The sequence below is a fragment of the Desulfopila aestuarii DSM 18488 genome, from assembly GCF_900143695.1.
GTDB classification, from domain to species: domain Bacteria; phylum Desulfobacterota; class Desulfobulbia; order Desulfobulbales; family Desulfocapsaceae; genus Desulfopila; species Desulfopila aestuarii.
This window is the reverse complement of sequence record NZ_FRFE01000001.1, coordinates 41,059-54,939: the sequence shown is the minus strand read 5'-3', so window position 1 is coordinate 54,939 and position 13,881 is coordinate 41,059. Positions and strand designations below refer to the sequence as shown.

At 51.4% G+C, this 13,881-nt stretch carries 11 protein-coding genes; all 11 read left to right on the top strand.

Features of this window, described 5'->3' with window-relative positions; translation table 11 throughout:
- The first annotated feature begins 263 nt into the window (after positions 1–263).
- Positions 264–1,058: an SDR family NAD(P)-dependent oxidoreductase gene (locus BUF15_RS00215; protein WP_084553274.1), complete on the top strand. Its 795-nt coding sequence runs from the start codon at positions 264–266 to the stop codon at positions 1,056–1,058.
- Positions 1,059–1,069: 11 nt separating this feature from the next.
- On the top strand, positions 1,070–2,353 hold the full coding sequence (locus BUF15_RS00210) for an acetyl-CoA C-acetyltransferase (RefSeq protein ID WP_073611432.1): 1,284 nt from the start codon (positions 1,070–1,072) through the stop codon (positions 2,351–2,353).
- Between the two features lie 184 nt (positions 2,354–2,537).
- Positions 2,538–3,077, top strand: a complete 540-nt coding sequence (locus BUF15_RS00205) for a DOMON-like domain-containing protein (protein ID WP_084553270.1) — start codon at positions 2,538–2,540, stop codon at positions 3,075–3,077.
- 47 nt (positions 3,078–3,124) lie between these two features.
- Complete coding sequence (locus tag BUF15_RS00200) at positions 3,125–3,472, top strand: DsrE family protein (RefSeq protein WP_073611430.1); 348 nt, start codon at positions 3,125–3,127, stop codon at positions 3,470–3,472.
- An 81-nt stretch (positions 3,473–3,553) separates the two neighbouring features.
- Positions 3,554–4,207, top strand: a complete 654-nt coding sequence (locus BUF15_RS00195; RefSeq protein ID WP_073611429.1) for a lactate utilization protein — start codon at positions 3,554–3,556, stop codon at positions 4,205–4,207.
- A gap of 8 nt (positions 4,208–4,215) precedes the next feature.
- A complete protein-coding gene (locus BUF15_RS00190; RefSeq protein ID WP_073611428.1) occupies positions 4,216–6,063 on the top strand; it encodes a peptidase U32 family protein in 1,848 nt (615 codons plus the stop codon).
- A 265-nt stretch (positions 6,064–6,328) separates the two neighbouring features.
- On the top strand, positions 6,329–7,198 hold the full coding sequence (locus BUF15_RS00185) for a putative selenate ABC transporter substrate-binding protein (RefSeq protein ID WP_143170584.1): 870 nt from the start codon (positions 6,329–6,331) through the stop codon (positions 7,196–7,198).
- Between the two features lie 71 nt (positions 7,199–7,269).
- Positions 7,270–7,893, top strand: coding sequence for a phosphonate ABC transporter ATP-binding protein (locus BUF15_RS00180; protein WP_073611427.1), 624 nt, complete (start codon positions 7,270–7,272; stop codon positions 7,891–7,893).
- Between the two features lies 1 nt (position 7,894).
- Positions 7,895–9,394 (top strand): PhnE/PtxC family ABC transporter permease, encoded by a 1,500-nt coding sequence (locus BUF15_RS00175; protein WP_143170583.1) that lies wholly within the window; start codon positions 7,895–7,897, stop codon positions 9,392–9,394.
- Positions 9,395–9,586: 192 nt separating this feature from the next.
- Positions 9,587–11,158 carry an RNA-binding domain-containing protein gene (locus tag BUF15_RS00170; RefSeq protein ID WP_073611425.1) on the top strand — a complete coding sequence of 524 codons (1,572 nt, stop codon included), beginning with the start codon at positions 9,587–9,589 and terminating at the stop codon, positions 11,156–11,158.
- A 172-nt stretch (positions 11,159–11,330) separates the two neighbouring features.
- Entirely contained in the window at positions 11,331–13,811 is a 2,481-nt protein-coding gene (locus tag BUF15_RS00165) for a PAS domain S-box protein (RefSeq protein WP_159441191.1), read from the top strand.
- The last annotated feature ends 70 nt before the right edge of the window (positions 13,812–13,881 follow it).

Sequence of the window (13,881 nt, the reverse complement as noted above, 5' to 3'; positions counted from 1 at the left end):
TTTGGGTAAATGGCAAGGACCTTGCACTATCCGTCTGTATGGCAAAAAAAGGATTACTGATTCAGCGGAATGAGACGAAACGGGCGAAAAAGATGATAAGTTGTTACTGTCGTTTACGTAACGCACCATAGGAGCGGAATGCTTGCCCGTGTTGTGATTGTCTTTGTTATTATGTCAGTAGGTTAGTGCAAATTGTATGCAGGTTTATTATTGTCATTCGGCCAACTGAAAGGTGACGGACTGGCAGCAAAGTGGAGGAGATTATGTTGACTGTAAAAGGTTCCGTGGCGGTTATTACCGGCGGCAGTGGTGGTATTGGCCGGGTTCTGGCGGAATACTGGCTGAAAGAAGGTGGCAAGGTGGTAATTGCCGATGTGCAGGAGGCCGCATTGCTGGCGGCTGAGAGCGAGATGAAGGAGATCAGCGCAGATGTGGCGACTGTTCTCTGCGATGTGACCAGTGAGGAGGACAACAGCAAGCTGGCGAAAACGGCAATTGAGAGGTTTGGCGCAATCAATCTGGTGGCCCCTTTTGCAGGGATTACCGGTGATGGTCTCTTGATTAAAACCGACCGTGAGACAGGTAAGGTTGTCGGGAAAATGTCGCTTGACCAGTTCAAAAAAGTCATAGACATCAACCTGACCGGGGTTTTTCTCACAGTTCGCGAGTGTGTTGAGCAAATGGTCAATCATGATTGCAGGGGGCTGATCTGCTTAGTTTCGTCAACAGGTTCACTTGGTACCGCCGGCCAGATCAACTATTCATCGTCCAAGGCGGCGATGTCGGTTATGCCCAAGGTACTGACGGCCGAATTCTTTCGGCGAAATCTCGCCGACAAGATCCGCTGTATGGCAGTTGCTCCTGGTTATGTCGGAACCGCAATGGTAAAAAACATGGACGAGCGGGTTATCGGCAAGATTATTGAGCAGGTGCCGATCGGCCGTCTCATAGAGCCGGAGGAAGTGGTTTCACTGGTAGCTGAACTCTATAAAAACGAGGCCATGGCGGGCGAGACCGTGTTCATTCACGGTGGTCTGCGTCTTGGTTCAAAAGGTTAGGAGGAAGCAAAATGCGTGATGTGGTGATTGTGAGCGGCAAAAGGACCGCGATTGGTGCCTACGGCGGTACATTGAAGGATACACCGCTGGTTGATCTTGGCGCGGCAGTATTAAAGGAAACACTTCGCTCCGCCGGCTTGCGGCCAGTGACCAGCGAGGAGTGTAGCAAATTTGCTGCAGAGGCGATTCGCGATGAGGGACGGATTGCTCTTGAAGAGCAATACAACGATTTTGATCAGACTTTGCAGCCCATTGAGGTCGATCAGGTGATCATGGGCAATGTCCTGGCTGCCGGGCAAGGACAGAATACTGGCCGACAGGCAATGATTCGGGCTGGAATTCCAAAAGAAACCAGCGCAACCACCGTCAACAAGCTTTGCGCTTCCGGCATTGAGGCCGTGGCACTTGCCACCCAGGCTATCCGCTGCGGTGATTCCGAGGTTATCCTGGCCGGCGGCATGGAATCCATGAGCCGGGTTCCCTACGCACTGCCTAACGCCCGTTGGGGCCAGCGTATGGGCGATGGCCAGATGGTTGACCTGATGGTCTATGACGGTCTCTATGAGATTTTCAACGGCTATCACATGGGTATGACCGCAGAGAATATCGCGGCCCGTTACGGTATCACCCGTCAGGAACAGGATGAGCTGGGTGCGCTCAGTCATCAACGGGCAATGGCAGCGATTGCCGGCGGAGCGTTTACTGATGAGATTGTACCGGTGGCCATTCCCCAGCGAAAAGGCGATCCTCTGCTTTTTCAGGTTGATGAACGCCCGATGGAGACAAGCACCGAGAAAATGGCCAGACTACGTCCCGCCTTCAAAAAAGATGGTACTGTCACAGCAGGTAACGCCTCAGGCCTAAACGATGCGGCAGCAGCTTTGCTGATTATGTCTGCTGAGAAAGCAGCACAGCTGGGGTTGAAACCGCTCGTTAAAATCAAGGCGCATTCCACGGCAGGTCTTGATCCGGCCTACATGGGTCTTGGACCGATCCCTGCGGTGCGAAAGCTCATGGCTAAGCATAAGCTCACCATTTCCGATTTTGCAGGTATTGAGCTGAATGAGGCCTTTGCCGTCCAGGCCATCGCCTGTATGCGCGAACTCGGCTGCGATATCGAGAAAACCAACGTGCTGGGTAGTGGCATTTCCCTTGGTCACCCCATCGGCTGTACCGGTACCCGGATACTAGTGACCCTGATGCAGCGCATGAAGCGTGAAGATCTTTCGCTCGGTCTGGCTTCGCTCTGCATTGGCGGTGGGCAGGGTATGGCCATGGTTCTGGAGAACTGTTGATGTTCTGACGTGTATTGCTGCATTTCGTGAGAGCGAGTGGCAGGATGAAGGGGAGGGCGTTTGCGCTTTCCCCTTCACGTTTTTAGCGCAGTTGTTACAATAGATGGCTGACTGCAGCCCATGTTTTGTAGCATTTGTACTTGCTCATTATTTCTGATTATTGTTCATCTATATGGGAAGCTTCGTGGCACGATCGACGACATTTCAACTCATCCCTTTTTCGACAGAGGCGGATGGGCAACTGGCGGTAACCGGGATCGTCTCCCGCAATGGCCGCTGCCTCACACTCAGTTATCAGTTGTCGGGTGATATCGGTTTATTGCTTCTCCCCGACCAGGTTGATGTGCCGAGTCGGTGCGATGAGCTGTGGCGGGCAACCTGCTGTGAGTGTTTTTTTCGGGTTGTCGGACACTCCGAATATTTTGAGCTGAATGTCTCGCCAAGTGGCAACTGGAATGTTTATCATTTCACTGGTTATCGGGCAGGAATGACAGTGGAGGCAGCTGTTTCAGAACTCGAATCCCAGACCTCAAGGGAGGGTGGAAGATTTACTCTCCATTGCGCTGTCCAGCTGGACGGTCTTGTCGGGAGCAGAGACGAGGTTGAGATCGGCGTGAGCTGTGTGCTGCAAAACAGCAATGGCACAACAAGTTACTGGGCACTGTCCCATCCGGGACAACAGCCCGATTTTCATCATCCCGAGGCCTTTATGCTGCGGCTGTAACGCCGGTGGGAAGAGATATCGATACGGACGAAAGGAAGGGAGGGAGCATGAAGAAAATTGCGCTTGTGGCATACCAGGGTGAGCTGATGTGTTTTTCCCATGTGATGTTGTATGCCCTCGATTACGCTGAAAAAGGCTATGAGGTAGCGGTTATCATTGAAGGCGCTGCCACCAAACTGATTACTGACCTGGCTAAGCCAGAGACACCCTTTGCCGCGCAATATCGGCAGCTCAGGGAGCAAGGGTTGATTGCCTGTATTTGCAAGGCCTGCGCCACGAAAATGGGCACCTATGATGAGGCGAGAGAGCAGGGTTTGCTCATGGGTAGCGATATGCATGGTCATCCTTCACTCGAACATTATACCCGGCTCGGTTATGAAGTGATGACGTTTTAATGAAGATCTTTTCGTTGCCATTCTCAAATTTGAGGTTGTCGCGGGAGTATCAATGAAGTTGCACAGGTAAAGGAGACGGTAGTGAACGAACCGATAGCGGAGTACTGGAAGATCCGGCTCGACGAGCTGAAAGAACAACTCGAAAAAAACAATTTTGAGGTTTTTATGGCCGCCACTGCGGCGGAAGCCGGCGAGCTGGTGATGAACAAACTGCTGCCGGAAAGCGGAGCAAAGAGTGTTGCCTACGGTGGCTCTATGACCATGAAGGCGGCAGGTCTCCATGACGGTCTGGCGACGCTGACGGATATCGAGGTGCTGCGTTCGGATGCGCCCAATCTGTCGGTTGAGGAGAAGATTGAACTACGCCGCCAAGGGCTGTTGGTCGATTTCTACATTAGCGGCACCAACGCTGTTACTGAAGACGGTCATCTGGTGAACCTTGATATGATCGGCAACCGTGTTGCAGCCATTACTTTTGGCCCCAAACAGGTGGTGATTCTGGTGGGACGCAACAAGATCGTTCCCGATCTCAACGCGGCGATGTACCGCATCAAGGAATATGCTGCACCGGTCAACACCATGCGACTCGATATGAAAACCCCTTGCGTCAAGACCAGCCACTGTGAAGACTGTAAAAGCCCGCAGCGGATCTGCAATACCTGGACGATTACCGAAAAATCCTTTCCAAAGGGACGGATCAAGGTTGTGCTGATCAATGAGGAGCTGGGCTTTTAGGCCTCTGTATGCAGCACCCTCTTGAACTTCTCGCTCCCGCGAAAGACCTTGCCTGCGGCATGGCGGCAATCAATCACGGCGCTGATGCGGTGTATATCGGTGCTCCCCGTTTCGGGGCAAGGGCCGCTGCTGGCAATAGTCTGCAGGATATCGAGAAACTGGTGGTTCACGCCCACCAGTTTTCGGCCCGAGTCTATATTGCACTCAATACCCTTTTTACCGACCGCGAACTCGATGAGGCGGTCCATTTGGCTCATCAGTTGTATAAAATTGGTGCTGATGCCCTTATTATCCAGGACATGGGGCTGCTGGAGTGCGATTTGCCACCGATACCGCTTCACGCCTCGACCCAAACCAATAACCGTACCGTGGAGAAGGTACGGTTTCTTGAACAAGTGGGCTTTCAGCAGGTGGTGCTGGCTCGTGAGTTGAGTCTTGACGAGATCCGGGAGATCAGGGCGGCCACAACCGTTCCCCTTGAATGCTTTGTCCATGGCGCACTCTGCGTATCCTATAGTGGTCAGTGCTATATCAGTGAGATGGTCAGCGGTCGAAGTGCCAATCGCGGCGAGTGCGCCCAGTTCTGCCGTCACCAGTACACGCTGCGCGATGCAGCCGGCAGGGTACTGGAAAAAGATCGTTATCTTCTCTCGTTAAAGGATCTTGATCTTTCGGGTCATCTTGCGGAACTCATTGCGGCCGGTGTCAGCTCATTCAAGATCGAGGGGAGACTGAAGGACATAAACTATGTCAAGAACGTCACAGCCTACTATCGGCGACTGCTCGATAACGAAATCGACAACGATTCCAAGCTGGTTCGGGCTTCATCTGGTCGCTGCAGTTTTGCCTTTACCCCTGACCCTGCTAAATCGTTTAATCGTGGCCGAACCGAGTATTTTTTGAACGGGCCGAGAAATACCCCCGGTCAGCCGGATACCTCAAAATCCCTGGGCGAGTTGCTCGGCAGAGTGGAAAAGTCGGAAAAAGGGGCGTTCACTCTCAGAACCGCTGTTGTCCTCCATAATGGTGACGGTCTTTGCTATTTTAACAGCGATGGCTTGCTGGTAGGTTTGAAGGCCAACCGGGTGGAAGGCAATAAAATATTCCATCGTGAACGGATTTCGCCGCCGGTGGGCACGGAACTCTACCGCAATCATGATGTAGACTTTATCAAACACCTGCAGGCGAGTGAGCAGTGCCGCTCGCTGCAGGTAAAGGTGCTGGTTGAGGAGACTGCTGAAGGGCTTCGTTGCCTGCTGGAGGATCAGGATGGCATCTGTTCGCAGCAGGAGTTGCGGTGTGAAAAAGAAGTAGCCAGACAGCCGGGGATGAGTAAAGGCCTTATCGAGCGGCAGATGGTCAAAAGCGGTGGCACTGTCTTTGAGGTGACGGATCTGAAAGTGCAGGTTGACGATGCACTCTTTGTGCGGGCTGCAGAGGTAAACGAACTCCGACGGCTTGCTTTTGCCGGACACTTGCAGGAACGGCTGCGCAGCTATCAACGTCAGAAGAGTGCCTTTCTGGTGAGTGACATCCCTTGGCTTTCTTCTCGGGTTACCTATCTCGACAATATCACCAACAGCAGGGCGGAAGCGTTTTACCGAAGACACGGGGTGACGGATTTTGACTTTGCCAGAGAGGGGCTTGCAGGTGAGGACGATGTGGCACTCATGACCACCCGATACTGTATTAAGGCCCAGCTGGGTCTCTGTCCAAAGCTGGCAGGCGGTAAGGGCGTCCAAATTCATGAGCCGCTGAGCCTTGCCGACAACACTGGGGAGTACGAACTGGAATTTGATTGCCGACGATGTGAGATGGTGGTCAGAAAGGGGAGGATTTCGGGCAAAAAACGATAACAGCTGTGCGGTGGGTAACCTACAGGGCCGGGTATGCATCAGAGCATACCCGGTCTTTTTTTTTATGGGTTTTGGGTTAATGCCGAATTTAACCTTCCGGACATTCTGAAATATTGGAATGGCCTATGGCAGAGATTGAATAGATCCAATGTAACTATTGGACCTGGAATCATTTTATGAGCATAGTGGAATGCAGGAATAATTGTCAAAAGGAAAATTCGTTTAGTTTTTCAATATGATACCAGTTATGTGGAGCAAAATGCGCATGAAGAAATGTTCAATTGTTATGCTCTTGCTTGTTTTGGCTGTTGCGACCATTTTGCCTGTTGCTGCTATGGCAAAAGAGTTCAAGTTTACGGCGATTCCTGATCAGGATACGGCCCGCTTGCAGGAACGGTTCGGTAAGATCGCTGATTATCTTACCGAGCAGCTGGGATTCAAGGTCACCTATGTGCCGGTGAAGTCTTACTCTGCCTCCGTACAGGCGTTCAAAAACGACGATGTGCAGATGGCCTGGTTCGGTGGACTCTCCGGTGTCCAGGCTAGGCTGGCGGTTCCTGGTTCTGTCGCTGTTGCCCAGGGTGAGGAGGATGAACATTTTGTCTCCTATCTTATCGCCCATCATTCAACAGGGCTTGCTGAGGGTTCAACGATCCCAACAGGCGTTGCAGGCAAGACGTTTACCTTCGGCTCAAAGGACTCGACTTCAGGTCGTTTGATGCCGGAGTATTATATCCGGGAACAGTTTGGTAAGAGTCCGGAAGAGCTGTTTGCCACCGTCGGCTTTTCCGGTGATCATTCCAAGACCATTGCCCTGGTGCAGTCAGGCAGTTTCCAGATCGGTGCTGTGAATTTCAAGGTGTGGGAGAAAGAGTTAGCAGAAGGAAAAATCGATACGTCCAAGGTTACCGTCATCTGGAAAACCCCGGAGTATCCCGACTACAACTGGACCGTGCGCGGTGATGTTGAAAAAGTCTTTGGTGAAGGCACGATTGCTAAGATTCAGAAGGCCCTGATTGAAATTACCGATCCGGTGTTGCTTAATGCCTTCCCTCGAAAGCGGTTTATTCCTGCCGACAACACCATGTACCAACCGATTCTCGACACCGGCCGGGCTATTGGTATTTTCCGATAACGTATGGTAACCCAGTGAGTGCATATCTATCGGCAAAAAGTTCTCCTCTGCTGTCACTAACAGAGGAGACTATGGCCTATGGCGACACGGTGGTACTTAGGGGCATCTCCCTTACGATCAAAGCGGGAGAAAAAGTAGCGCTGATTGGCCGCAGCGGGGCAGGTAAGACCACTTTGCTGCGGCGCCTTTATCAATTGAATCCCAGGGATTGTGCCTTTATTCATCAACATCAAGCCCTGGTTCCGCAGCTATCGGTGTTTCATAATATCTATATGGGCAGGCTGGATCACCATTCCGTATGGACAAATGTGCTCAATCTTATTCGCCCTTCAGCGAAACACCGGGCGGAGATTGAGCCCATTGCCGCCCATCTTGGACTTGCCGATAAGCTATTCACACGGGTCGGAGAGTTGTCCGGGGGACAGCAGCAACGAGTTGGTATTGGTAGGGCGCTCTATCGCGGCGGTCAGGTCGTAATGGCGGACGAGCCGGTGTCCTCTCTTGATGTAGTGCAGCGCGAAGAGATCATGCAACTCATTGTCGAGGCGGGCAGTACCGTGATCTCGTCGCTCCATTCGGTCAGTTTGTCGCAGAGGTTCTTTGATCGGGTCATCGGCTTAAAAGACAGCCAGATCCTTTTTGACCTGCCGGCTGATTCCGTTTCCAATGCGCAGCTGGCGGAGCTTTACTGTTGACATGCTGCGCACCAGCCTCTGGTTTGTTTTCATCGCTGTTGGAGCGTTATTTGTTGCAAATATCTCCATCACCACTCTTGAACCCTGGGGGGAGCTGCAAAAGCTTGGGCTAGGCCTGCTCACCCCTGATTTTCTCAGTCTGCCTGGGTTCTGGCAGGCGCTCATTAACACGGTCAGCTTTGCCCTCATCGGCATCAGTCTGGCAATAGTGTTTGGCTGGTTGCTGTCTCTCTTTTTTTCTCTAACTCCTGTTCGTCTCTTTTGTGGTTTTATCAGGGCTATCCATGAGCTGTTCTGGGCGTTCATCTTCATGCCCATCATCGGCCTGAACAGCCTCTGTGGTATCTTGGCTATCGCCATCCCCTATGCGGGAGTTTTTGCCAAAGTGTATGCGGAAATCCGCCAGGAGTCGGATCAGCGTCCGGCCGAAGCCCTGGCCCCGAACACTTCCCGGGTCAGTGGTTTTTTCTATACAACCCTGCCGATCATCTATGGCGAGTTGAAAAACTATACCTCGTATCGCTTTGAGTGTGCTTTGCGTTCCAGTGCCATATTGGGCTTTATAGGGTTGCCGACCATAGGCTACCACTTGGAGACCGCCTTTCGGGAAGGTATGTATAGTGAAGCGGCGGCCCTGCTCTATAGTTTTTATCTGCTGATCATCTCGATCAGGTTCTGGGCGAAACCGCGCCTGCTGGTGTTTGCCTGTATTGGGGCAGTGCTGTTGACCTCCTGGGATGTGTCGTTGTCGTCTGCCAATATAATCCGCTTTTTCACCTACGATATTCTGCCCTGGCCCATGCGGGCGGAGGGCTACTATACCGGTACCCAGGCGGTAACATTGCCGTTTGCTGCCATTGGGGCCTGGTTGCTCGAAGTGATGAAAACGGAGGCGCTACCTGGTATCTGGCAGACAATGGTGCTTACCCAGATCGCTTTGGTGTGCACAGCGGTGTTGACCTTGATGGTCTTCCCTTTTGCCAGTCGCAGGTTTCACTCGGCCGGGGTGACGGGTACCACCCAAATGTTGCTGGTGATCCTGCGTACTACCCCGGAATATATCCTGGCCTATATCTTCCTCATTCTCTGGGGACCGTCGATGCTGCCGGCAATTCTGGCGATGTCTCTTCATAACGGCGGCATTCTTTCCTCTATCACGGCTGGAAACGTCAACTTGCTGCAGCTACCGTTTGATAGTTCGACCAGCAGAATCAACCGCTATCTCTATGAAGTGCTGCCCCGCTGTTACGGCCAGTTCCTGGCCTTTCTTTTTTATCGCTGGGAAGTGATCATGCGGGAGTCGGCCATCCTCGGCATTCTGGGGATCACCACCCTTGGCTATTATATCGATAGTGCCATCTCGAGCGATCATCTCGATACGGCACTCCTGCTCATTGTCGTCACCGCGATGCTCAATATGGTGATAGATTCTCTCTCCCAGTTCCTTCGTCGCAGTCTGCGCATCTCTGCACATCTGAAAGTCGAGCTGCCAACCTCCTAAGCTGAACACAACACCACGGCTGTTGCTCAAGGACAGATCTTACCGATGCCGGTTTGGCGAGAAGATGCCTTGAAATTGTCTTTTGCGAATGGTGAAGATATGCGCTAGGTTGTGGTTTGCGACCGGCGGAGGTTATTTTTGTGAAGCAGTACGCATTAAGGTCTCTAGGATGGAAAATAATCCATAGCAATTATGACAAATCAGAACAAGCAGACTGGAATTGCCGCAATTGTTCGCCGTGGCATGCCTTTTATCATATCTTTTATTATCCTGATCGGGATTCTGCTGTTGGTCAACGGCTATCAATACTGGAGGATGAAAGATGATCTGGCGGCAACCGTTATCAAGGCAGTAAGTGATGCTGAATTGAAAAAACTCCAGACGTTTATCGAAAATGTTGAAAATAAGCTGACAATGGTGAGGGAGTGGGGGAAAAGTGGGCTGCTCGATATAGAGAGAATCGAAGAACTCAACAAGCAGCTTCTCCCCTTTCTCCAGCACGAACAGGGATTCAGCGGTCTGGTGATGGCCAACAATAAGGGGCGGGAGTATTTTCTTACGCGACATGAAAGCGGTTTTCTGGTTCGGAGAGTGGAGCAGTCGGAAGATGTCGCCATCATGAATTATCAGTTATGGAACAGTGCCGGTACGCCCGGAGCTGAGTGGCAGCAGAAGGGGAAGTATAATCCTGTGCGGCGACCGTGGTTCAAATTGGTTGATGATCTTGATTCGATAAGCTGGACAAGTCCATATACGTTTTTCGAGTCCCAGGAGGATGGGGTAACGGCTTCCATAGGGTGGAAGAATACCGGCGGGCAGTCTGGGTATACGGTTTTCGGTATTGATATCCTGCTCAGCAACATAGAACAGTTACTGGCCGATGCCGGAATTCAGGTACAGGCCGATTTTTTCCTGGTCAACTCCTATGGTGGCACATTTTTGGCCAGGCATATCTTGGATAATGGTATTCTTTCCGAAAATGTGCAGGCTGTATTGCCGGAAATTGAACGTCGCTGGGAGGAGGCTGGGCGTCCTGCCAGATCGTTGACCGTTGTAAGATACAACGGCCAGAAATGGCTGGCGTCTCTTCAGCCACTTCTTCATGAAGGGCGATCGTTGTGGGTGGGAGTGGTGGTGCCGGAGAAGAAACTGCTGCAGGGATTCAATACGCGCCTCTATGCAATTGACCTCGTCGATGTTGTAACGGTTTTGCTGATCAGCCCATTACTTATGATCTATCTTTGGAAGTCAGGAGTATGGCGCCATCCTGATTCGGGTACACTTGCCCCTGAGGTTCGTCTGCAAAACTGTCTCAGGGAAGGTGAAGGAGCAGGGATAGAGTTTAAGTCAAGTGTTAGAATGAACCTGCGTACAGGCAATCATGGCAAAGAAATTGAATTAGCCTGGTTGAAAAGTGTTGTGGCCTTTCTTAACAGCAATGGTGGCGTTCTGCTGATAGGTGTTGACGATCATGGCCAGATTATCGGGTTGGAAGCGGATGGTTTTGAAAACAATGACCGGTGCCTTCTCCATATAAAAAATCTCATTCATCAACACATTGGTGCAGAGTTTTCATTATGCATTGAAATAACAATAGTTGAGGGCGGGGCAGATCAGGTTGCTATGTTGGAATGCCGGCCAGCTTCGAACCCTGTCTTTCTGATGGTGGGGAAAAACGAGGAGTTTTATATTCGCTCCGGACCATCGTCCACCAAGCTTTCCCCCAGCCAAATGATACAGCATGTCATGGGGAAGGAACCTTGACAGATATCTCGATATTGCATGACTTTGATTGGATTGCTGTATAATTATAGTGTGCCCATCTACTATGAGATGCGGCAATAGCTGCAAATATTGGTTTGTGAAGAAGATATGTTTTATCTAGATGGTATGGAAACTTGGCAGCTGTGAGGCTGGGGCGGAGCACGCAAAGGACATGGCAGATCAGACAGTTCAGAAAAACAGTATAAGACAAATGAGTCCAGGGCAAGGGGATGAGCTGGGAAAGAGAGATCTCGCCAGCCACAGGGCGGAAAAAGTCAACCGCGTTCTCTATGCGATTGCCAATGCTGTCAATAGTACTCCGGATCTCGACAAACTGTACCAGGTTATCCACCAGGCGTTGAGTTCGATTATCGATGTCACCAATTCCTTCATTGCCATAGTCAACAGCGAGAAGAAAACCCTTTTTTTTCCATATTATGTTGATACGGTGGACAAAGATTTCTCACCGATTACCGATTTTGATACCGGTAACTCACTGACGGGTCTGGTCGTGCTTCGCCGTGAACCGTTGCTGTTGAGAAGCCAGCAGTTACAGGAACGGGCGCAACAGGAAGGGATCTGGGGGCCTACCCCGCTTATCTGGATGGGGGTGCCTCTGATGATCCGTAATGAGGTCATTGGTGTCATTGCCGTACAGAGCTATACCAACCCGGATATGTACACCGAAGACGATCTGCAGCTTTTGTCGGCGGTATCAAACCAGATTGCCCTGGCCATTGACAGAAAGCAATCCCTTGACGATCTGCGTGAAAGCGAACGTCGTTTTCGGCAACTGTTCGAACAGTCCAATGATGCAATTCTCATTTATGACGGTGAAGGTACCATTCTTGACTGCAATGTCAGAGCTACTGAGCTGTTGGGCTATCCGCGGCAGCAGTTGCTGGCGTTAAATGTTTTCGACCTGCATTTTCGAGAAGACCTTGCGGCAATTCAGCAAATTTTCAGAGACGTTGAGAAGAAGGGGGATGCCCGCTACGAAACGGCGTTCAGAACCATGGTCGGGGTGCGGGTGGAGGTGGAGATCAGTGCCCGGCTGATCGAACAGAAAATCGGCGGGACGATCCAGGCGATCATCAGGGATGTGACATCCCGGAAAAGTGCTGAAAGGCGATTGTTGGAAAATGAGCAGAAATATCGAAATCTTTTTTATAATGCTCAGGTCGGCCTCTTTCGCAGTTCCCCTGAGGATGATGCCATTCTGGAATCCAATGACGCTTTGGCCCGGATGGCAGGTTATGAAAACCGCCAGGATTTTCTTGCCAACTTTTCCGTCGGCGGGGCATATCTCAATCCGCTTGACCGCCAGCATTTTCTCTCGGTGTTAAAAAACAGAGGGGGAATCACCAACTTTGAAGCGCCGTTGCGCCGGAAAAATGGGGAGGTCGGCTGGTTTCGGTTTACCGCCAGCTACTATCCGGAACATAACTGGATAGAAGGGGTGGTCGTCGATATTACAGAAATGAAACAGGCGACGGAGGAGAAGTTTCTTCTCCAGAAAAAGCTGGAGCAATCACGCAAGATGGAGGCTCTTGGCATGCTGGCCGGTGGCGTGGCGCATGACCTGAACAATATCCTGGCAGGGATTATCAGCTACCCTGAGCTGATGTTGCTGAGATATGGAGATCAGCCCGAGCTGAAAAAACCACTTGAAGCGATTCTCGAGGCTGGGAACAGGGCAGCTATGATTGTTGCCGATATGCTGGTCATTGCCCGCAGTTCAGCGAGTGTCATGGAGCATCGCGATGTGCACGAGCTGATAGAGGAGTATCTTCTGTCCCCTGAGTTTGTTAAAATAGAAGCATCCTATCCGGATATCAGTATCAGGACAGAGTTGACAGCGCCGCATTCGATTATTTCCTGTTCTACGGTACACGTAAAGAAGTGTCTTATGAACCTTGTCACGAATGGCTTTGAGGCTATAGAAGGTTCCGGTACTGTAACAATTTCCACTCGTACCGGCAGAATGCATCCGGACTCACCAGAAAACGACGCCATCGTCGTGACGGTTCAGGACACCGGCAGTGGTATCCGGCAAGAGGATGTCGAGCATATTTTCGAGCCGTTTTACACCAAAAAGATGATGGGGCGCAGCGGTACCGGCCTGGGATTGACAGTGGTGTGGAATACGGTACAGAATCATGGTGGTCGCGTGCAGGTTGACAGTTCGCTACCAGGTACATCGTTTATTATCACTTTACCTGTTGTGACTGTGGGTGGGGGGGCGATTGATAAATCGGCGAAAACATCGAGGGTGCTCAGGGGAAATGGGGAAACCATCCTGGTGGTGGATGATGAACCGCAGCTGCGAGAGATAGCCTGTCAGCTTCTCGGTGCTCTTGGCTATTTGGCCTATGCGGTAGAGTCTGGGGAGTCGGCCTTGACCTGGTTGAAAGAGCAGCGTGCTGATCTGGTCCTTCTCGACATGCTGATGGAGCCTGGCATGAACGGTGCAGAAACATATGAGAAGATCATAGCTCTCCATCCCGGGCAGAAAGCGGTTATAGCCAGCGGCTTTTCTGAAAGCGAGGACGTGAAGGCGGGAATGCGTTTGGGCGTTGGCGGCTTTATCAGGAAACCGTATACCATGGAGCAACTTTCGCAGGTTGTGCACAAGGTGCTGTCCGCTTGTTGAGCAAATGGCTGAAAGTTGTGACGCAGAGATTGCGTTGAATTTGACGACTCGCCAGCCTGGTTTCTTGCAA

What these genes read in the sequence shown, in the direction of transcription:
- BUF15_RS00215 (WP_084553274.1), top strand. Translation starts at nt 264, where the DNA reads ATGTTGACTGTAAAAGGTTCCGTGGCGGTTATTACCGGCGGCAGTGGT.
- BUF15_RS00210 (WP_073611432.1), top strand. Translation starts at nt 1,070, where the DNA reads ATGCGTGATGTGGTGATTGTGAGCGGCAAAAGGACCGCGATTGGTGCC.
- BUF15_RS00200 (WP_073611430.1), top strand. Translation starts at nt 3,125, where the DNA reads ATGAAGAAAATTGCGCTTGTGGCATACCAGGGTGAGCTGATGTGTTTT.
- BUF15_RS00190 (WP_073611428.1), top strand. Translation starts at nt 4,216, where the DNA reads ATGCAGCACCCTCTTGAACTTCTCGCTCCCGCGAAAGACCTTGCCTGC.
- BUF15_RS00185 (WP_143170584.1), top strand. Translation starts at nt 6,329, where the DNA reads ATGAAGAAATGTTCAATTGTTATGCTCTTGCTTGTTTTGGCTGTTGCG.
- BUF15_RS00180 (WP_073611427.1), top strand. Translation starts at nt 7,270, where the DNA reads ATGGCCTATGGCGACACGGTGGTACTTAGGGGCATCTCCCTTACGATC.
- BUF15_RS00175 (WP_143170583.1), top strand. Translation starts at nt 7,895, where the DNA reads ATGCTGCGCACCAGCCTCTGGTTTGTTTTCATCGCTGTTGGAGCGTTA.
- BUF15_RS00170 (WP_073611425.1), top strand. Translation starts at nt 9,587, where the DNA reads ATGACAAATCAGAACAAGCAGACTGGAATTGCCGCAATTGTTCGCCGT.
- BUF15_RS00165 (WP_159441191.1), top strand. Translation starts at nt 11,331, where the DNA reads ATGGCAGATCAGACAGTTCAGAAAAACAGTATAAGACAAATGAGTCCA.